Source organism: Variovorax sp. V15, from assembly GCF_041154425.1.
Classification (GTDB): Bacteria; Pseudomonadota; Gammaproteobacteria; order Burkholderiales; family Burkholderiaceae_C; genus Variovorax; species Variovorax guangxiensis.
Genome location: NZ_AP028659.1, coordinates 4,786,377 through 4,804,561, shown reverse-complemented (window position 1 = coordinate 4,804,561; position 18,185 = coordinate 4,786,377). Strand labels below are relative to the sequence as shown.

Annotated in this window: 16 protein-coding genes and 1 other RNA gene; 6 read left to right on the top strand and 11 right to left on the bottom strand. The window is 65.8% G+C overall.

Features of this window, described 5'->3' with window-relative positions; all coding sequences use genetic code 11:
* Nucleotides 1-74: 74 nt before the first annotated feature.
* The 10 genes from lapB to gyrA form a co-directional block, all read right to left on the bottom strand.
* Complete coding sequence (lapB, locus tag ACAM57_RS22815; protein ID WP_126022913.1) at nt 75-1,244, bottom strand: lipopolysaccharide assembly protein LapB; 1,170 nt, start codon at nt 1,242-1,244, stop codon at nt 75-77.
* Nucleotides 1,234-1,587 (bottom strand): lipopolysaccharide assembly LapA domain-containing protein, encoded by a 354-nt coding sequence (locus tag ACAM57_RS22810; protein ID WP_369659043.1) that lies wholly within the window; start codon nt 1,585-1,587, stop codon nt 1,234-1,236. Before ACAM57_RS22810 ends, lapB begins: the two co-directional genes overlap by 11 nt.
* A gap of 57 nt (nt 1,588-1,644) precedes the next feature.
* Nucleotides 1,645-1,971 carry an integration host factor subunit beta gene (locus tag ACAM57_RS22805; RefSeq protein ID WP_126022915.1) on the bottom strand — a complete coding sequence of 109 codons (327 nt, stop codon included), beginning with the start codon at nt 1,969-1,971 and terminating at the stop codon, nt 1,645-1,647.
* Between the two features lie 78 nt (nt 1,972-2,049).
* Nucleotides 2,050-3,738, bottom strand: coding sequence for a 30S ribosomal protein S1 (gene rpsA, locus ACAM57_RS22800; RefSeq protein WP_019654767.1), 1,689 nt, complete (start codon nt 3,736-3,738; stop codon nt 2,050-2,052).
* Nucleotides 3,739-3,967: 229 nt separating this feature from the next.
* Nucleotides 3,968-5,980, bottom strand: coding sequence for a bifunctional 3-phosphoshikimate 1-carboxyvinyltransferase/cytidylate kinase (locus tag ACAM57_RS22795; protein WP_369659042.1), 2,013 nt, complete (start codon nt 5,978-5,980; stop codon nt 3,968-3,970).
* 1 nt (nt 5,981) lies between these two features.
* Nucleotides 5,982-6,872 carry a prephenate dehydrogenase/arogenate dehydrogenase family protein gene (locus ACAM57_RS22790; protein ID WP_126022917.1) on the bottom strand — a complete coding sequence of 297 codons (891 nt, stop codon included), beginning with the start codon at nt 6,870-6,872 and terminating at the stop codon, nt 5,982-5,984.
* A gap of 26 nt (nt 6,873-6,898) precedes the next feature.
* Nucleotides 6,899-8,023 carry a prephenate dehydratase gene (pheA, locus tag ACAM57_RS22785; RefSeq protein ID WP_126022918.1) on the bottom strand — a complete coding sequence of 375 codons (1,125 nt, stop codon included), beginning with the start codon at nt 8,021-8,023 and terminating at the stop codon, nt 6,899-6,901.
* 24 nt (nt 8,024-8,047) lie between these two features.
* Complete coding sequence (gene serC / locus ACAM57_RS22780) at nt 8,048-9,115, bottom strand: 3-phosphoserine/phosphohydroxythreonine transaminase (RefSeq protein ID WP_369662467.1); 1,068 nt, start codon at nt 9,113-9,115, stop codon at nt 8,048-8,050.
* Nucleotides 9,116-9,185: 70 nt separating this feature from the next.
* Nucleotides 9,186-9,767, bottom strand: coding sequence for a DUF2059 domain-containing protein (locus ACAM57_RS22775; protein WP_126022920.1), 582 nt, complete (start codon nt 9,765-9,767; stop codon nt 9,186-9,188).
* Entirely contained in the window at nt 9,764-12,409 is a 2,646-nt protein-coding gene (gene gyrA, locus ACAM57_RS22770) for a DNA gyrase subunit A (RefSeq protein WP_184635797.1), read from the bottom strand. Before gyrA ends, ACAM57_RS22775 begins: the two co-directional genes overlap by 4 nt.
* 224 nt (nt 12,410-12,633) lie before the next feature.
* Here gyrA and ompA point away from each other — a divergent pair, with 224 nt between their 5' ends.
* The 4 genes from ompA (at nt 12,634) to ssrA (ending at nt 15,196) form a co-directional block, all read left to right on the top strand.
* Complete coding sequence (gene ompA, locus ACAM57_RS22765) at nt 12,634-13,284, top strand: outer membrane protein OmpA (RefSeq protein WP_126022922.1); 651 nt, start codon at nt 12,634-12,636, stop codon at nt 13,282-13,284.
* Between the two features lie 128 nt (nt 13,285-13,412).
* Nucleotides 13,413-14,132 carry a bifunctional 2-polyprenyl-6-hydroxyphenol methylase/3-demethylubiquinol 3-O-methyltransferase UbiG gene (gene ubiG, locus ACAM57_RS22760; RefSeq protein WP_369659041.1) on the top strand — a complete coding sequence of 240 codons (720 nt, stop codon included), beginning with the start codon at nt 13,413-13,415 and terminating at the stop codon, nt 14,130-14,132.
* Nucleotides 14,132-14,797 (top strand): HAD family hydrolase, encoded by a 666-nt coding sequence (locus ACAM57_RS22755; RefSeq protein WP_369662466.1) that lies wholly within the window; start codon nt 14,132-14,134, stop codon nt 14,795-14,797. Before ubiG ends, ACAM57_RS22755 begins: the two co-directional genes overlap by 1 nt.
* Nucleotides 14,798-14,811: 14 nt before the next feature.
* Nucleotides 14,812-15,196: a transfer-messenger RNA gene (gene ssrA / locus ACAM57_RS22750) on the top strand.
* Nucleotides 15,197-15,403: 207 nt separating this feature from the next.
* Here ssrA and ACAM57_RS22745 read toward each other — a convergent pair.
* Nucleotides 15,404-16,204 carry an IclR family transcriptional regulator gene (locus tag ACAM57_RS22745; protein ID WP_369659040.1) on the bottom strand — a complete coding sequence of 267 codons (801 nt, stop codon included), beginning with the start codon at nt 16,202-16,204 and terminating at the stop codon, nt 15,404-15,406.
* A gap of 194 nt (nt 16,205-16,398) precedes the next feature.
* Here ACAM57_RS22745 and ACAM57_RS22740 point away from each other — a divergent pair, with 194 nt between their 5' ends.
* Together ACAM57_RS22740 and ACAM57_RS22735 are read left to right on the top strand one after the other, a co-directional pair.
* Nucleotides 16,399-17,358: a tripartite tricarboxylate transporter substrate binding protein gene (locus tag ACAM57_RS22740; protein ID WP_126024641.1), complete on the top strand. Its 960-nt coding sequence runs from the start codon at nt 16,399-16,401 to the stop codon at nt 17,356-17,358.
* 35 nt (nt 17,359-17,393) lie between these two features.
* A complete protein-coding gene (locus tag ACAM57_RS22735) occupies nt 17,394-18,185 on the top strand; it encodes an enoyl-CoA hydratase/isomerase family protein (RefSeq protein ID WP_369659039.1) in 792 nt (263 codons plus the stop codon).

Here is an 18,185-nt window from a genome sequence, read left to right as displayed (position 1 = left end):
ACGAGGTATGTGAAGAGGGCGTTGACGCATGAAGGCTCGACGAGCCTCCATGTGACCATTGTTCAGAAACGTGATCAGAGTTCTTCGACGCGGCGCGGCGGATAGCTGTCCCATGCCTGGCAGCCGGGGCAGTGCCAGAAGTACTGGTGCGCCTCGAAGCCGCAGGCCGCGCAGCGGTAGCGCATGAGCGGCCGCGTGGCCTGGTCGAGCGCGCGCTGCACCTGTGGATGGAACTGCTCGTGCTCGAAGCGTTCGCCCGCGAGCCAGCGCGAGGCCGCCACCAGCGAGGGCTGCTGCGCGAGGTGCGCGATATAGCCGTCGCGCGGCGTAGGGTTCGGTTCTTCGGCGGTGGCGCTCGGCTTGCCGCCGAGCGCCATCAGCGCTTCGAGCACGTCGATGGAGGGCGACTCGACATAGCGACGCTGCAGCAGTTCGAGCGCGTCGGCTTCGCGGTGCGCGGCCATGGCGGCTTGCTGCAGCGTGGCGGCGTACAGCGGCAGCGCCAGCGGCGAGGTCTCGCTCAGGGCCGCGAGCGTGTCGAAGGCTGCGTTCGCCTCGCCCTTGCGCAGTTGCAGGTTGGCGGTGTCGATGGCCGGGCGCGGTGCCTGCGGTGCCAGTTCGACGGCCTGCGCCAGCAGCTTTCCGGCGCCGGGCAGGTCGCCTGCTGCCACGCGCTCGGTCGCCTGCTCGCAGAGGTGATGCGCGCGGCGCGTGCTGTAGCTGGCCTGGTCGGACTCGTCGAGCTTCTGCGCCACATCGGCTGCCTGGGCCCATTCGCGCGAGCGTTCGTAGATGGCCAGCAGCGCGAGCCGGGCCTCGTTCTCGTAGCGCGTGCCCTCGAGCTTCTGCAGCGCGGCCTCTGCGCGGTCGAGCAGGCCGGCGCGAAGGAAGTCCTGCGCGAGCGCGTGCTGCGCGCGTTCGCGGTCGCTGCGGCTCAGGTCGCCGCGGCCCAGCAGGTGCTCGTGCACGCGCACCGCGCGCTGGTACTCGCCGCGGCGGCGGAACAGGTTGCCGAGCGCGAAGTGCAGTTCCTGGGTGTCGGGGTCGTTCTGCACCGCCTCGATGAAGGCGTCGATGGCCTGGTCCTGCTGCTCGTTGAGCAGGAAGTTGAGGCCGCGGAAATAGGCCTTGGGTGCCTGGCGGTTTTCGAGCTTGAGTTGCCGGATGTCGAAGCGCGATGCGAGCCAGCCCAGCACGAAGGCGACGGGCAGGCTGATCAGCAGCCAGCTGGGATCAAAGTCCATGTTGACGTGCGGCGGGAAGGTCGGTGGTGGCGATGGCCGGAGCGGCAGACGTTGCCATGGCTGCGGTCGTTGCAACGGTGGCCGGTGTCGAGGGTGGCTGGACGGCTTCGCCTGCGGACGGCGCCTGGGCCGCTGCGACCCGGTGCTTCCACCAGCCTGGCAGCATGCCCAGCGCGCCCACCACGAGGCCGCCCGCGAAGGCCGCGAGCACGACCAGCACCAGCGGCGCGCGCCAGTAGGTACCGAAGAAGAAGTAGACGGTCGCGTCGTGCTGGTTGTTCAGCGCGAAGGCGAAGAGCGTAAAAAAAATGGCTGCCTTGAGCAGCCACAGGAGGTATTTCATAGCCGTTCCCGTTGCCGGGAGCATTCTACGTTTGCGGGCATTCCGATGGTCCGCGCGTCAGGCCTTTCGGCTCTTGGCTTCCTTGCCCGCGTCGAGTTCGGCCGTCTTTGCGTCGACGGCTTCGCGCAGCGCCTTGCCGGGCTTGAAGTGCGGCACCCGCTTCTCGGGGATCTGCACGCTCTCGCCCGAGCGCGGGTTGCGGCCGATGCGCGGCGGGCGCCGGTTGACCGAGAAGCTGCCGAAGCCGCGGATCTCGATGCGGTGGCCGCGTACCAGCGCGTCGCTCATGGCGTCGAGGATGGTCTTGACGGCGTATTCGGCGTCGCGGTGCGTGAGCTGTGCAAAGCGGGCTGCGAGTTCTTCGACGAGGTCCGAGCGTGTCATAGGCCAAACATAAACGAAAAACGTGGGCGAAAAAAAAGACAGAGCGGCCCCAGGGCCTGCTCTGTCTTCCGGCTCAGCTTACTTGCTGTCGTTGTTGTCCAGCTTGGCGCGCAGCAGGGCGCCCAGGCTGGTCGTGCCCGCGTTCTCGCGTGCCGACTGCTGGCTCAGGCTGGCCATGGCGCCTTGCTCGTCGACCATGTCCTTCTGCTTGATGGACAGCTGGATGTTGCGGGTCTTGCGGTCCACGTTCACGACGATGGCCGTGACTTCGTCGCCTTCCTTCAGCACGTTGCGGGCATCTTCGACGCGGTCGCGCGAGATTTCCGAAGCACGCAGGTAGCCGACGATGTCTTCGCCGAGGTCGATCTCAGCGCCGCGGGCGTCGACCGTCTTGACCTTGCCGGTCACGATCTGGCCCTTGTCGTTCACCGTGGTGAAGGTGGTGAACGGGTCGCTGTCGAGCTGCTTGATGCCCAGCGAGATGCGCTCGCGGTCGACGTCGACAGCCAGCACGATCGCTTCGACTTCCTGGCCCTTCTTGTAGTTGCGAACGGCGGTTTCGCCGGCTTCGTTCCACGAGAGGTCCGAGAGGTGAACCAGGCCGTCGATGCCGGCAGCCAGACCCACGAACACGCCGAAGTCGGTGATCGACTTGATCGGGCCCTTGACGCGGTCGCCGCGCTTGGTGTTCTGCGCGAATTCCTGCCACGGGTTGGCCTTGCACTGCTTCATGCCCAGGCTGATGCGGCGCTTGTCTTCGTCGATTTCCAGGACCATGACTTCGACTTCGTCGCCCAGCGAGACGATCTTGTTCGGAGCGATGTTCTTGTTGGTCCAGTCCATTTCGGAGACGTGCACCAGGCCTTCGATGCCGGGCTCGAGCTCGACGAACGCGCCGTAGTCGGCGATGTTCGTGACCTTGCCGAACAGGCGGGTGCCTTGCGGGTAGCGGCGCGAAACGCCCATCCACGGGTCGTCGCCCATCTGCTTCAGACCCAGCGACACGCGGTTCTTCTCGGTGTCGAACTTGAGGATCTTGGCGGTGATTTCCTGGCCGGCCTGAACGACTTCGCTCGGGTGGCGTACGCGACGCCATGCCATGTCGGTGATGTGCAGCAGGCCGTCGATGCCGCCGAGGTCCACGAAAGCACCGTATTCGGTGATGTTCTTGACCACGCCGCGCACCACTGCGCCTTCCTTCAGCGTTTCCATCAGCTTGGCGCGTTCTTCGCCCATGCTGGCCTCGACCACGGCACGGCGCGACAGAACGACGTTGTTGCGCTTGCGGTCCAGCTTGATGACCTTGAATTCGAGGGTCTTGTTCTCGTAGGGGGTCAGGTCCTTGATCGGACGCGTGTCGATCAGCGAGCCCGGCAGGAACGCGCGGATGCCGTTGACCAGGACGGTCAGGCCGCCCTTGACCTTGCCGCTGGTGGTGCCGGTGACGAAGTCGCCCGATTCCAGTGCCTTCTCGAGGGCCAGCCACGAAGCCAGACGCTTGGCGGTGTCGCGCGAGAGGATGGTGTCGCCGTAGCCGTTTTCAACGCTGCCGATGGCAACGGAAACGAAGTCGCCGGCCTGCACTTCGAGTTCGCCCTTGTCGTTCTTGAACTCTTCGATCGGCACGTACGCTTCGGACTTCAGGCCGGCGTTGACGACGACGTGGTTGTGTTCCACGCGAACGACTTCGGCGGTGATGACCTCGCCCGTGCGCATTTCGGAACGCTTCAGGGACTCTTCGAACAGATCGGCAAAAGATTCAGACATTTATGTTTCCTTCCGTCAGGCAGGGTTGGCAGGCGCTCTTGCGAAATTGCGTGCGGCTGCTGTGGGTCTGTAGACGGCGGTTGGGTGGGCGTGAGCCCGGTTGGTTGAACAACCAGCAGGCCGGTGCGCTGTCGCGCGGAAGGAGCCTGCTGGAGCGGTATGCGCCTACGGATATTCCGTCGGGCGCCAGCTTTTCAAGCGGACCTGAAAGGCTGTGACTTCAGGCCGATCAAGCGTGCTCGAACGGCTGAATCTGCTGCCACCAGTCCAACACCGTGTCGATCGATTGCTCGATGGACAACTGCGAGTTGTCGAGGTGGCGGGCGTCCTGCGCCGGCTTCAGGGGGGCGACGCTGCGGGACGAATCCCTGGCGTCACGGGCCTCCAAGTCGGAGCGAAGACTGTCGAGTGTAGTCGAAATTCCCTTTGAAATCAACTGCTTATGCCGCCGTTCGGCGCGCTGGGCGGCGCTGGCGGTCAGGAAGACCTTGAGCGCGGCGTCGGGGAAGATCACCGTGCCCATGTCGCGGCCGTCGGCCACCAGGCCCGGCAGCTGGCGGAAACGCTGCTGCAGGGCCAGCAGCGCCTCGCGCACGGCCGGCAGCGCGGAGACGCGGGATGCGTCCATGCCGGCGGCTTCGGTGCGGATCTCGTCGCTCACGTCCTCGCCATCCAGAAGCACCTTGCCTTCGGTGAACTGCAGGGGCAGGGCGGCGGCCAGGGCCGCAACTTCGGCCTCGTGCTCTGCGTCGGCGCTCAGGCCGGCGCGGCGCACCGCGAGGCCTGTCACCCGGTAGAGCGAGCCCGAATCGAGGTAGTGGTAGCCAAGCAGGCGCGCCACCTCGGCGGCCAGCGTGCCCTTGCCGGAGGCGGTCGGGCCGTCGATGCAGATCACCGGCACCTCGGCGGCCTCGGCCACGGAGAACAGCGTCTCGAAGTAGTCGGGAAAGGTCTTGGCGACGCAGTGCGGATCGAGGATGCGCACCGGCACGCCCGCCGGATTGAACGCCGCCAGCGAGAAGCACATGGCCACCCGGTGATCGTCGTAGGTGCGGATGCTCGCCGGGAGCCAGCCGGCCTGCGCCAGCGGATGCACCCGGATGAAATCGGGCCCCGCCTCGACCGTGGCGCCGAGCTTGCGCAGCTCGTTGGCCATGGCGTCGATGCGGTCGGTTTCCTTCACGCGCCAGCTCGCGATGTTGCGCAGCGTGGTCGGGCCGTCGGCGTAGAGCGCCATCACGGCCAGTGTCATCGCGGCGTCCGGAATGTGGTTGGCGTCGATGTCGATGGCCTTGAGCGGCCAGGCGCCGCGACGGATCTCGAGCCAGTTCGGCCCGCTGTCGACCAGCGCGCCCATCTGGCGGGCAGCGTCGATGAAGCGGATGTCGCCCTGGATGGAATCGGCGCCCACACCCTCGATGCGGATGCCTTCCTTGCCGGAAACACCCATGGCGATGGCGCCGAGCGCGATGAAGTAGCTGGCGGACGAGGCATCCGCCTCCACGTGGATCTCGCCCGGCGAGCTGTAACGGCTGCCGGCCGGGATGGTGAAGCGCTCCCAGCCGTCGCGATGGACCTGGATGCCGAAGCGCGCCAGCAGGTTCAGCGTGATCTCGATGTACGGTTTGGAGATCAGCTCGCCGACCACCTCGATCACGATGTCGTTGGCCGCGGCCAGCGGCAGTCCCAGCAGCAGGGCGGTGAGGAACTGGCTCGACACGTCGCCGCGCACGCGGATCGGAGCGTCGAGCGCCAGGTCGCCGTGCGGCACCGGATGGATGCGCAGCGGCGGATAGCCGGGGTTGCCGAGGTAGTCGATGCGGCAGCCGAGCTGCGTCAGCGCGTCGACGAGGTCGCCGATGGGGCGCTCGTGCATGCGCGGAACGCCGCTGAGTTCGAATTCGCCGCCCAGCAGCGACAGCGCGGCCGTCAGCGGGCGCATCGCCGTGCCGGCATTGCCGAGGAAAAGGGGCAGCAGCGCCTCGCTGGGCTTCAGCTGTCCGCCGAGGCCGGTGATGCGCAGCGTACTGCCGGCCGGATCGACGCCGCAGCCCAGGGCGCGCAGCGCGTCGAGCATCACGCGGGTGTCGTCGGAATCCAGCAGGTCGTGGATGGTGGTGGTGCCGCTGGCGAGTGCCGCCAGCAGCAGCACGCGGTTCGAAATGCTCTTGGAACCCGGCAGCCGGACCGTGCCGGCCGCGCCCGCGAGGGGAGGGAGGTCGAGGAAAGCCGTCGAGAACATCTCAGTTGTCCTGCTGCTGCGACGAGGTGTCGGTGGCCGGCTTCCAGGCCGCCCGGGTCTTGCTGGCGGCGGCGATCGACAGCTCCAGCCCCTGCAGATCGCTAGCGGTCATCATCGCCTCGAAGTCGTCCAGGGCCTTGCGGAAGGCGCGCGACTGTTCGAGCACATGCTCCCGGTTGGCCAGCAGCACGTCGCGCCACATGACCGGATCGCTCGCGGCGATGCGCGAGAAATCGCGGAACCCCGGCCCCGCGAGGCTCAGGAAGCGCTCGCCCTGCGGCTGCGCGGCCAGGCCGTTGATGTACGCGAAGGCCAGCAGGTGCGGCAGATGGCTCACGGCGGCGAAGGCGCCGTCGTGCTCCTCGTGCGTCATCGTGACGACGTTGGCGCCGATGCCGCTCCAGACCTGCGTGGCCCGCTGCACGTTGGAGCGAAGCGTGGTCTTCACCGGGGTCAGCACGACCTGGCGGCCGGCGAAGAGCGATGCCTCGGCATGCTCGATGCCCGAAAGCTCCTTGCCGGCGATGGGGTGCGCCGGCACGAAGCTCGCGAACTGGCGCTGCAGGCCGTTGCGCGCAGCCTCGATCACGTCGCCCTTGGTCGAGCCCACGTCCATCACCAGCGTTTCGCTCGAGATGCCATGGCGGATGGCCTTGAAGGTGGCTTCGGAAGCAGCCACCGGCACCGCCAGCAGCACGATGTCGGCACCCGACACCGCCAGCAGCGCCGAGGGCGCCGCCACGTCGATCACGCCGAGCTGGCGCGCCCGCTCGGTGGTGGAGGGCGACTTGCTGTAGCCCACCACCCGTTTCACCAGTTTCGCGCGCTTGAGTGCGAGCGCGAAGGAGCCGCCCATCAGGCCGCAGCCGATCAGTCCCAGTTGTTCGAACATGCTGTCTCTGTGTGTCCGCCTGCCGCTCAGGCCTTGACGGGGTAGGCGCCGAGCACCTTGTAGAAGGCGCAGAGGCCGCGCAGCTCGGCCAGCGCGGCAGCCACGTTGGGCTGCGAGGGGTGGCCGTCGAGGTCGATGTAGAAGTAGTACTCCCACTGGCCCGTGCGCGCGGGGCGCGACTCGAAGCGCGTCATCGAGACGTTGTTGAGCTTCAGCGGCACAAGCAGGTCGTGCACCGCGCCGGGCCGGTTCGGCACCGAGACGATCAGGCTCGTGCAGTCGCGGCCCGATGCCGGCGGCATGGCCAGCGTCTGCGGCAGGCAGATCACCGAGAAGCGGGTGCGGTTGTACGAGTCGTCCTGGATCGCGTGCGCCACGATGTGCAGGCCGAAGCGCGTGGAGGCGCGTTCGCCGGCCAGCGCGGCCCACTTGGGATTGGTGGCCGCCAGACGCGCGCCCTCGGCGTTGCTCGACACGGCGCGGCGCTCGGCGTTGGGCAGATGCTTGGACAGCCAGGTCTGGCACTGCGCCAGCGCCTGCGGATGGGCCAGCACCGCCTCCACGCCTTCGAGCGAGTTGCTGCTGCGCAGCAGGTGGTGGCGAATCAGCAGGCTGACCTCGCCGACGACGTGCGTGGGCGAATGCAGGAACAGGTCGAGCGAGCGGGTGACCACGCCCTCGGTCGAGTTCTCGACGCCGACCACGCCGTACTGGGCGCTGCCCGCGGCGGTGGCGTGGAACACCTCGTCGAAGCTGGCGCAGTAGATCAGGTCTGCGGCGCCCCCGAAGTACTCGATGGCGGCCTGTTCGCAGAAGGTGCCTTCGGGGCCGAGCACGGCCACGCGCTGCGGCGATTCGAGCGCCAGGCAGGCCGACATGATCTCGCGCCAGATGGCGGCCACGTGGATGTCCTTGAGCGGGCCGCCATTGCTCTTCTGCATCTTGTCGATGACCTGCGCCACGCGGTCGGGGCGGAAGTACGGCGTGCCCTCGCGCTTCTTGACCTCGCCGACCAGCTCGGCCACGTGGGCCCGCTCGTTGAGCAGGCTCAGCAGGCGCTGGTCGAGCGAGTCGATCTGCACGCGCAGATCGGCCAGGCTTTCGGAATTGTCGGGAGAAGAGGAGGGTGGGGTGGGTGCGGAGGCGGTCATCGGTGCGAGCGGCTGGGCATGCGCCTAGGCATGCGATCGCTCGAATTCTCGCATGTAGGCCACCAGAGCCTGCACCCCTGCCAGCGGCATGGCGTTGTAAATGCTCGCGCGCATGCCCCCGACCGATTTGTGCCCCTTCAGCTGCAGCAGCCCGGCTTCGCGCGCGCCGGCCAGGAAGGCCTCGTTGCGGCTTTCATCGGCCAGGAAGAAGGGCACGTTCATGCGCGAACGGCAGCCCGGGTCGATGCGATTGGCGTAGAAGTCGGAGCCGTCGATGAAGTCGTACAGCAGCTGCGCCTTGGCGATGTTGCGCTGCTCCATGGCGGCGACACCGGTGTACTCGCCCTCGGTCTGCTCCAGCAGCCACTTGAACGTGAGTCCCGCCATGTAGATGCCCCAGGTCGGCGGGGTGTTGTACATGGACTGGTTGTCGGCCACGGTCTTGTAGTTGAAGGCGCTCGGGCAGATCTCAAGTGCATGGCCCAGCAGGTCGTCGCGCACGACCACGATGGTCAGCCCGGCGGGCCCGAGGTTCTTCTGGGCACCGCCGAAGGCCAGCCCCACGCGGCTCCAGTCGACGCTGCGCGAGGCGACGTGCGAGGAGAAATCGATGACCAGCGGCGCGCTGCTGCCGAGCGCGGCCAGGTCGGGCAGCTGCTGGAATTCGATGCCGTTGATGGTCTCGTTCGAGCACACGTGCACGTACGAGGCATCCTTGGAGAGCTGCCAGGTCGCGGGATCGGGCAGCTTCGTGTGCTGGTTGTCGGCATTGCTGGCGGCCACGCGCGCGTCGCAGTAGCGCTGGGCCTCCTTGTGCGACTTGGTGCTCCAGCTGCCGGTGATGACGAAGTCCGCGGCCTTGCCGCGCGACAGGTTCAGCGGAACGATGGCGTTCTCGCCCAGCCCGCCGCCCTGCATGAACAGGATGTGGAAGTTCGGGGGAATCGCCAGCAGCGCGCGGAGGTCGGCTTCGGCCTGCGTACAGATCGAGCCGAATTCCTTGCCGCGATGGCTCATCTCCATCACGCTCATGCCGCTGCCCTGCCAGTCGAGCATTTCGGCGGCAGCGCGCTGCAGCACCGCCTCCGGCATGGCAGCCGGACCGGCCGAGAAGTTGTAGGGGCGCTTGCCGGCCGGCGTCTGCTGCTGGGTCACGTTTCTCTTACTTCTTGGCTGGGGCCTTGGCAGGTGCCTTGGCGGGGGCTGCGCCACCGTCGGTGGGGGCGCCGAGTGCCTTGGCGACGGCGGTGTCGAGCGCCTGCATCTTGGGCTCGACCGAAGAGCGCGTTTCGGACACGAGCTTTTCCGTCAGGGCGGTCTGCATCTTGGGGTTCAGTTCCTGGTACTTCTTGCTCAACGGCGAGTTGATCCAGGCCAGCAGCTGCTTCAGTTCGTCTTCGCTGAAGTTCTGCTCCATCAGCGGGGTCAAGGCGCCCGGTGCCAGCTGCACGGCCTTGTCGCGCACGATGGGGTAGGTCTCGTCGAAGTACTTCTTCAGCTCGGCGTCGGCTGCCTTGGCGGCTGCTTCGCGCTTGGCTTCAGGCACCTGCGTCTGCAGGTACTGCGAACCCGCCTGTGCGATCGGGGCGCTCGATTGCTCGACCAGGCCACGAGCCAGCGATTCGATGCCGGGGCGCTGGATGTCGATGAACTGCTTGATGAGCGTGGCCTTGTCCTGGGCCATGGCGGCCATCGAGCTGCTTGCCAGGGCGACCGTCAGAAGTGCGAGTTTGATTTTTTTCACTGAGGATTCTCCGTTGAAGATGAGGAAGTATCGTCTGCGTCAGGCTCGGTTTCGCCGTTCGCGTCGTTTTCGACGATACGTTGTAGCCCGCTGAGTTTGGCGCCTTCGTCGAGACCGATCAGCGTAACGCCTTGCGTCGCGCGACCCATTTCACGAATCTCGGCCACCCGGGTGCGCACCAGCACGCCCTTGTCGGTGATGAGCATGATCTCATCATCCGCATGCACGAGAGTGGCGGCAACGACCTTGCCATTGCGCTCACTCTGTTGAATCGCGATCATGCCCTTGGTTCCCCGGCCATGGCGGGTGTATTCGGTAATGCTTGTTCGCTTTCCGTAACCATTTTCGGTGGCTGTGAGCACGCTCTGCTGCTCGTCCTCGGCCACCAGCATCGCGATCACGCCCTGTCCGGCCTCGAGCGACATGCCGCGCACGCCACGGGCATTGCGGCCCAGCGGGCGGACGTCTTCCTCGTCGAAGCGCACGGCCTTGCCGCCGTCGCTGAAGAGCATCACGTCGTGCTTGCCGTCGGTGAGCGCGGCGCCGATCAGGTAGTCGCCCTCGTCGAGGTTCACGGCGATGATGCCGCCCTTGCGCGGGTTGCTGAACTCGTCGAGCGCGGTCTTCTTTACCGTGCCCATCGAGGTGGCCATGAACACGTACTGGTCGGCCGGGAAGTTGCGCTTGTCGCCGGTCAGCGCCAGGGCGACGTTGATCTTCTCGCCTTCCTGCAGCGGGAACATGTTGACGATCGGGCGCCCGCGCGAGCCGCGCGAACCCGCCGGCACTTCCCACACCTTGAGCCAGTAGAGCCGGCCGCGGTTGGAGAAGCACAGGATGTAGTCGTGCGTGTTGGCGATGAAGAGCTGGTCGATCCAGTCGTCATCCTTGGTGGTGGTGGCCTGCTTGCCGCGGCCGCCGCGCTTCTGCGCTCGGTACTCGCCCAGCGGCTGGCTCTTGATGTAGCCGCTGTGAGAGAGCGTGACCACCATGTCTGTCGGCGTGATCAGGTCTTCGGTCGAGAGGTCGTAGGCGCTGTGCTCCACCTGGCTGCGGCGCGCACCGATCTTCGACTGGCCGAACTCCTGCTTGAGGGTGCCGAGTTCATCGCCGATGATGGTCGAGACGCGCTCGGGCTTGGCCAGGATGTCGAGCAGGTCGTCGATCTCGGCCATGACTTCCTTGTACTCGGCGACGATCTTGTCCTGCTCGAGGCCGGTCAGGCGCTGCAGGCGCATCTGCAGGATTTCCTGGGCCTGCGTTTCCGACAGGCGGTAGAGGCCATCGTTGCCCATGCCGAACTCGCGCTCGAGGCCCTCGGGGCGGTAGTCGTCGGCATTGACCACGCCGCCGTCGGCGCGCGTGCGCGTGAGCATCTCGCGCACCAGCTTGCTGTCCCAGCTGCGCGTCATGAGTTCGGCCTTGGCCACGGGCGGCGTTGGCGACTCGCGGATGATGCGGATGAACTCGTCGATGTTCGCCAGCGCCACCGCCAGGCCTTCGAGCACGTGGCCGCGCTCGCGGGCCTTGCGCAGGTTGAAGACCGTGCGGCGGGTGACCACCTCGCGGCGGTGCTGCAGGAAGACCTCGATCAGGTCCTTCAGGTTGCACAGCTTCGGCTGGCCGTCGACCAGCGCGACCATGTTGATGCCGAAGGTGTCCTGCAGCTGGGTCTGCTTGTAGAGGTTGTTGAGCACCACCTCGGGCACTTCGCCTCGCTTGAGCTCGATGACCAGGCGCATGCCCGACTTGTCGGACTCGTCCTGGATGTGGCTGATGCCCTCGATCTTCTTCTCGTGCACCAGCTCGGCCATGCGCTCCTGCAGCGTCTTCTTGTTGACCTGGTAGGGGAGCTCGTCGACGATGATTGCCTGGCGCTGGCCGCGGTCGATATCCTCGAAGTGGCACTTGGCGCGCATCACGACCTTGCCGCGGCCGGTGCGGTAGCCGTCCTTCACGCCGTTGATGCCGTAGATGATGCCGGCGGTGGGGAAGTCGGGGGCGGGAACGATCTCCATCAGCTCGTCGATGCTGGCCTGCGGGTTGCGCAGCAGGTACAGGCAGGCGTCCACGACCTCGTTCAGGTTGTGCGGCGGGATATTCGTGGCCATGCCGACCGCAATACCGCCGGAGCCGTTGACCAGCAAATTCGGCAGCTGGCTCGGCAACACCTTGGGCTCTTTTTCGGAGCCGTCGTAATTGTCCTGGAAGTCGACGGTTTCCTTGTCGATATCGGCCAGCATTTCGTGCGCAATTTTGGCCAGCCGGATTTCCGTATACCGCATTGCGGCCGCGTTGTCTCCATCGACGGACCCGAAGTTGCCCTGGCCGTCGACCAGCATGTGGCGCATCGAGAAGTCCTGGGCCAGGCGCACGATGGTGTCGTAGACCGACTGGTCGCCGTGCGGGTGGTACTTACCGATCACGTCGCCGACGATACGGGCGGACTTCTTGTACGGGCGGTTCCAGTCGTTGTTGAGCTCGTGCATCGCGTAGAGCACGCGGCGGTGCACCGGCTTGAGGCCGTCACGGGCATCGGGAAGCGCTCGGCCCACGATCACGCTCATGGCGTAATCGAGATAGCTGCTGCGCATTTCCTCTTCGAGACTGATGGGCAGGGTTTCTTTTGCGAACGAGGTCATGAGCAAGGGGCTGGCGGCAGGAAGGCGAAATTTTACGCTGTGAGGGGTGTCGCACCGCCGCAACACAAGGCGCCTATTCCGCCTCCGTCCTACGCTTCCGGGCCGTCCTGCGGGCTGTTTGCCAAAGACCCTATGGCACAATCGCCTCAACGTTTTGGGTGGTGGTCACTTAAAGCGTCCTTGATTCGCAGCGCGGCTGCGGCTTTTTCCCCAAGAGGAGAACCATGAAGAAACTGAATAAAGTGGCGATGATGTTTGCAGTCGCTGCGCTCGCCACTGCCGCCGGCGCGCAGACCCGTGTCACCGCTGCGGACGGCGGTCCTACGATCGACAACTGGCAAAACGGCACCGGCGAACTGGTTTGGAAGAACGGCACGAATGAACTGTGCTGGCGCGATGCCAACTGGACGCCTGCTACGGCTGCCGCCGGTTGCGACGGTGCTCTGGTTCCTGCGGCTCCCGCTGCCGTGGCTCCCACCCCCGGCGCCCCGACCCCCCCGCCCGCTGCACAAGTCGCAGCTTCGAAGGTGACCTTCGCTGCTGACGCCTTCTTCGACTTCGACAAGTCGGTTCTGAAGCCCGAAGGCCGCGCCAAGCTGACCGACCTGGTCGAGAAGATCCGTGGCGTCAACCTGGAAGTCATCATCGCTGTCGGCCACACCGACTCGATCGGTACCGACGCCTACAACCAGCGTCTGTCGGTGCGCCGCGCCGAAGCCGTCAAGGCCTTCCTGGTCTCGAAGGGCATCGAACGCAATCGCGTCTACACCGAAGGCAAGGGCAAGAAGCAGCCTGTGGCTGACAACCGCACCAAGGAAGGCCGCGCCAAGAACCGTCGCGTGGAAATCGAAGTGGTCGGCACCCGCGCCAACTAATCGATCGATTCCCATCGACAATGAAACCCCGCTTCGGCGGGGTTTTTTTATGGCCGCCGAATTCGCGATTGATCTTCGGTAAAGGCTGACCGATGTTTAACGGACATCGCTCGTTTCATAATCGCTTCATGACAGAAAACCTGAATGCGGATCCGGCCGAACTGGCCAAGTTTTCAGAGCTCGCTCACCGCTGGTGGGATTTGGAAAGCGAATTTCGCCCGCTGCACGAAATCAATCCATTGCGCTTGGAATGGATTGACGGTATTGCTTCAATTTCGCAACGTCGCGTACTGGATATTGGTTGCGGCGGCGGCATTCTGGCCGATTCGATGGCCCGCAAGGGCGCCGAGGTCCTGGGAATCGACCTCGCAGGCAGGGCGCTCAAGGTGGCGCAGCTGCACGCCCTCGAGGCCGGCACCAAGGGCGTGAAGTACCGCGAGATCAGCGCCGAAGCACTGGCTGCGGAACAGCCCGGGAGTTTCGACGTCGTCACCTGCATGGAAATGCTCGAGCATGTGCCGCAGCCGGCCTCGGTGATCCAGGCCTGCGCCTCTCTTGTGAAACCGGGCGGATGGGTGTTCTTCTCGACGATCAACCGCAACCTGAAGGCCTTCATGCTGGCGATCGTGGGCGCGGAGTACGTGCTCGGCATGCTGCCGCGTGGTACTCATGAATATGCAAAACTGATCCGGCCCAGCGAACTGGCCGGCTACTGCCGTGCGGCCGGCCTCGATCTGCGGCACACCCGCGGGCTGGAGCACAACCCCCTGACCCGGCGCTACTGGCTCAGCGACGACACGAGCGTCAACTACATGTTCGCCACGCAGAAGCCGGGACCGCGAGGATGATGGGCGTCGACACAAAGGCCGTGCTGTTCGACCTCGACGGCACGTTGATCGACAGCGCCCCCGACCTGGGGGCCGCTGCCGACAAGATGCGCACCGATCGCGGCCTCGACTCTCTTCCGCTGGAGCGCTACCGTCCCATGGCCGGGGCGGGCGCGCGCGGCATGCTTGGTGTGGCGTTCGGCATCACGCCGGAGTCGCCGGAGTTCCCCGGGTTGCGCGAAGAGTTCTTCGTGGCCTATGAGCGCCGCATGCTGCTCAATACCCGGGTGTTCGACGGCATCCAGGCGCTGATCGAGGCACTGCGCGAGCGCGGGCTCCTGTGGGGTGTCGTCACCAACAAGTCGATGCGCTTCACCGATCCGCTGACGCGGGCCATTCCGCTCTTCGGGAGCGCGGGCGCCGTGGTGAGCGGCGACACCACGCCGTTCGCCAAGCCGCATCCCGAGCCCCTGCATGAGGCGGCGCGTCGGCTCGGGGTGCCTTCCGAATCGTGCATCTACGTGGGCGACGACGAGCGCGACATCATCGCGGGCCGTGCAGCGGGCATGCGCACGGTCGCTGCGACATACGGCTACATGGGCACCCAGGCCGATTCGACTCTCTGGGAAGCCGATGCTTCGATAACTTCACCCCTCGAGCTCTTGAAGTTGCTCGATAGCGCCTAAAATACGCTTTCCTTGGGGCTGCACTGGTTTCGACGTGGGTTCGGAGTCGCAGCGGGGCATGTCGAGCTGAATGCGCTCGTAAAACAGATTCAAACAAACTAACTGCAAACGACGAACGTTTCGCACTCGCTGCTTAATTGCCAGTGAGCCTTGCAACAGTTGGCCGATGGGCTGGGCAAGGGGGTCTGGAGCAATCCTGACCTCCCGGCTGCAAGGATAACTACATGGGCTGGCTCCGATCCGGGTACCTTGGGTCGGGGCGAGAAAATAGGGTGCTGGCGTCCGGTTTAGCGTGTGACTGCGCGACTCCGGAAGCGAGATTCAAAACAGATCACTAAACATGTAGAACTGCGCGATGAAGGCTTGCGGACGGGGGTTCAAATCCCCCCAGCTCCACCAACATGACGTCCGAGGGCGTTCACTGAAATCGGTGAACGCCCTTTTTCATTGGGAAATCGCCTGCTGGCACCCCAGTGGCACCCGGCGGAGTCCTCAGGGTATTGGTCATTCCGACCAGCGCAAACAGCCGTTGCGCACCCATGTTTCTATCTGCTTTCCCGATTGTTCCGAATCGATCCGGGATAGCTCAGTCCACGAATGGTCAGTTCACTCGGACCTGGGCTCTCGCACCGCGAGTTCGTGGCGTACAGCCTGCGCCAGGGCGAGCAGCGACGGTCCGAGGTCCTGCGCGATTGCTTCGATCGACTCCTGTGTCGAAAGGCTGATATTCAACACGTAGATGCTGCCTTCCACCTCCAGCGGTGTAGCCAGCGCAACCACCTCGGGCTGCCACGCCGCGGCGCAGAAGCCTCGCGCGCGGACGTCGGTGCACGCTTTCCTGATCTCGGACTCGATGCCTTTCCACTTGACGCGTCGTTTTGAAAGAAGCTGCATGAGCTGGGTCCGGTGCTGCGGCGTGAGTGCGGCCAGGTATGCGCGTCCCAGCGAGGTGAGCTCCATCGGCACGCGCTGGCCGGAAACCACGTGGCGAAGCGCGGCGCGCCTGGCGTAGCGAATCGACTCCAGGTAGACCATCTCGTCCCGGTCGGGTGCCGCCAGCCCCACGTTGATATGGCGCTGCCGGGCCAACTCGAGCATGCGCGGAGCCGCTGCCTGCAGCACGCGCGATGCGGTGCGCATCGCATGGGAGAGGCTCAGGACCGCGGGCGCCAGCCGATACGCACGCTCGGCCTTGTCGAGCTGCAGCATCCCGCTGCCGACCAGGGTTTGCGTGAGCCTGCTCACCGTGGCCTTGGACAGGCCCGTGCGCTCGGCCAGTTCGCCGTTGCCCAGCAGCTCCGAGCCGGGGCGGAACGCGCGAAGAATCTCCACGCCCCGCTCCAGCGAGCGGTTCGCGGGCGACCGTCCTGGCTTGTGATCGAGGAAGAAGCGGGCTTGATCAGTCATGGCACTGGATGAGAGAAGAGCCTGGATCATCGCAGGGAAATTCCAAGCAGTGGAATTGCATCCCCCGAACCGGAGTGCTTCCTCCTAAAGTCCGTGCACCCACTTGCGGCGTAGCCAAGAACGTCCGCGATCACCAGGGATTCACTACTTGGTTCTGGAGACATCAGATCATGACTGCTCATGGCTTGCGCAGGATGCGCGCGCTTTTCCTTCTCTTCCTCGGCTTCACTGCTTTCTTCGCCTTCGGCACGGCATTCGCCGCCTACCCCGACAAGCCCATCCGCTTCGTGGTGCCGTTCGCTCCCGGCGGGGGTACCGACATCATCGCCCGCACTTTGGGCGTCGAAATGTCCAAGGATCTCGGCCAGCCCGTGATCGTCGACAACAAGCCGGGCGCCGGAACGCTGATCGGCACCGACAACGTGGCCAAGAGCGCGCCGGACGGCTACAGCGTGGTGGTCGCCTCGTTCGCCCATGCCGTCAACCCGGCGCTGCAGCCCAAGCTTCCGTACGGCAGCAACAAGGCTTTCGCGCCGGTCATCCTCATCGGGCGCGGCCCCAACGTGCTGGTGGTGCGGCCCGACAGCCCCTACAAGTCGGTGGCCGACCTGGTCGCCGCAGCCAAGGCCAATCCGGCCAAGCTGACCTTCGCGTCGCAGGGCGCGGGCACCTCCGCCCACTTGGCCGGCGAGATGTTCGCCAACCTCGCGAAGGTCAAGCTCTCGCATATTCCCTACCGCGGCGCCGGTCCGGCGCTCACCGACCTGCTCGGCGGCCAGGTCGACATGATGTTCGCCACCGCCGCGGCGGTGTCCACCTTCGTCGACAGCGGCAAGCTGCGCGCGCTCGGCGTGACCACGGCGCAGCCTTCACCCGCGTTCAAGGGCGTGCCGGCCATCGCCGCCAGCGTGCCGGGCTATGTGGTGGAGAGCTGGTACGGCCTGTACGTGCCCGCCGGCACGCCGGCGGCAGTCATCGACCGGCTCAACGCCGCGGCCCGCAAGGCGGCGCGCGCGCCCGACTTCGTGCGAAAGATCGAGCACGAAGGCCTCGTCATCAATGCCGGCCCGCCGGCGGAACTCGACACCTACGTGCGGGCCGAGGAAGAACGCTGGGCGCGCGTGATCAAGGAAAACGGCATCAAGGCCGATTGAACGGCAGCCACCGGCCAGCCCCCAGGAAGAAGAACATGACCCACACCCTCATCGACTATCAGGTGACGGACGCCATCGCGACCGTGACATTCAACCGCCCGGACAAGCGCAACGCCATGAGCGACGACATGCGCACCGAGTTCATCGACGTGCTGGAGCGCGTGACCGCCGACAAGGGCATCCGGGCGATGGTGCTCACCGGAGCGGGCAAGGGCTTCTGCGCGGGCGGCGACATCAGCGGGATGCAAAAGCGCATGAACGCGCCGGCGGGGGAGGTCGGCTTCAACGGCTGGCACCGCCAGCAGCGCGTGCACCACGTGCAGGCCCTGCTGCACACCATGCCCAAGCCGGTGATCGCGGCCGTCAACGGCGCTGCCTCGGGGCTGGGCGCCGACACCGCGATGGCATGCGACTTCGTCATCGCCAGCGAGTGGGCCAGCTTCACCTGGAGCTATGTGCTGCGCGGCATCATTCCCGACGGCGGCGGCATGTACTTCCTGCCGCGCCGCGTGGGCCTGCCCAAGGCCAAGGAACTGATCTTCACCGGCCGCCAGGTCAAGGTGGACGAAGCCCTCGCGCTGGGCATCGTCGATCGCAAGGCGAGTGCCGAAACGCTCCTGGCCGACGCGCAGGCGTGGGCGCGCGAGCTGTCGTCCGCGTCTTCCACCGCGCTGGCGCTGACGAAGACCATCCTCAACCAGAGCTTCGAGCTCTCCTCGCACGACGTGTTCGCGCAGGGCAGCCAGGCCCAGGGCATCTGCTACACCAGCAGCGAGCACCGCGCGTCGGTGGAGGCCTTCCTGGCCAAGACGGCTTCGAAGGAGTGA

Coding starts and splice junctions, on each gene's coding strand:
- serC (WP_369662467.1), bottom strand. CDS start 9,115: ATGCCGGAGGCGGTGCTGCAGCGCGCTGCCGCCGAAATGCTCGACTGG.
- rpsA (WP_019654767.1), bottom strand. CDS start 3,738: ATGTCTGAATCTTTTGCCGATCTGTTCGAAGAGTCCCTGAAGCGTTCC.
- ACAM57_RS22790 (WP_126022917.1), bottom strand. CDS start 6,872: ATGTTCGAACAACTGGGACTGATCGGCTGCGGCCTGATGGGCGGCTCC.
- ACAM57_RS22810 (WP_369659043.1), bottom strand. CDS start 1,587: ATGAAATACCTCCTGTGGCTGCTCAAGGCAGCCATTTTTTTTACGCTC.
- ACAM57_RS22805 (WP_126022915.1), bottom strand. CDS start 1,971: ATGACACGCTCGGACCTCGTCGAAGAACTCGCAGCCCGCTTTGCACAG.
- ubiG (WP_369659041.1), top strand. CDS start 13,413: ATGACAGAAAACCTGAATGCGGATCCGGCCGAACTGGCCAAGTTTTCA.
- ACAM57_RS22740 (WP_126024641.1), top strand. CDS start 16,399: ATGCGCGCGCTTTTCCTTCTCTTCCTCGGCTTCACTGCTTTCTTCGCC.
- gyrA (WP_184635797.1), bottom strand. CDS start 12,409: ATGACCTCGTTCGCAAAAGAAACCCTGCCCATCAGTCTCGAAGAGGAA.
- ACAM57_RS22755 (WP_369662466.1), top strand. CDS start 14,132: ATGGGCGTCGACACAAAGGCCGTGCTGTTCGACCTCGACGGCACGTTG.
- pheA (WP_126022918.1), bottom strand. CDS start 8,023: ATGACCGCCTCCGCACCCACCCCACCCTCCTCTTCTCCCGACAATTCC.
- ACAM57_RS22735 (WP_369659039.1), top strand. CDS start 17,394: ATGACCCACACCCTCATCGACTATCAGGTGACGGACGCCATCGCGACC.
- ompA (WP_126022922.1), top strand. CDS start 12,634: ATGAAGAAACTGAATAAAGTGGCGATGATGTTTGCAGTCGCTGCGCTC.
- lapB (WP_126022913.1), bottom strand. CDS start 1,244: ATGGACTTTGATCCCAGCTGGCTGCTGATCAGCCTGCCCGTCGCCTTC.
- ACAM57_RS22795 (WP_369659042.1), bottom strand. CDS start 5,980: ATGTTCTCGACGGCTTTCCTCGACCTCCCTCCCCTCGCGGGCGCGGCC.
- ACAM57_RS22745 (WP_369659040.1), bottom strand. CDS start 16,204: ATGACTGATCAAGCCCGCTTCTTCCTCGATCACAAGCCAGGACGGTCG.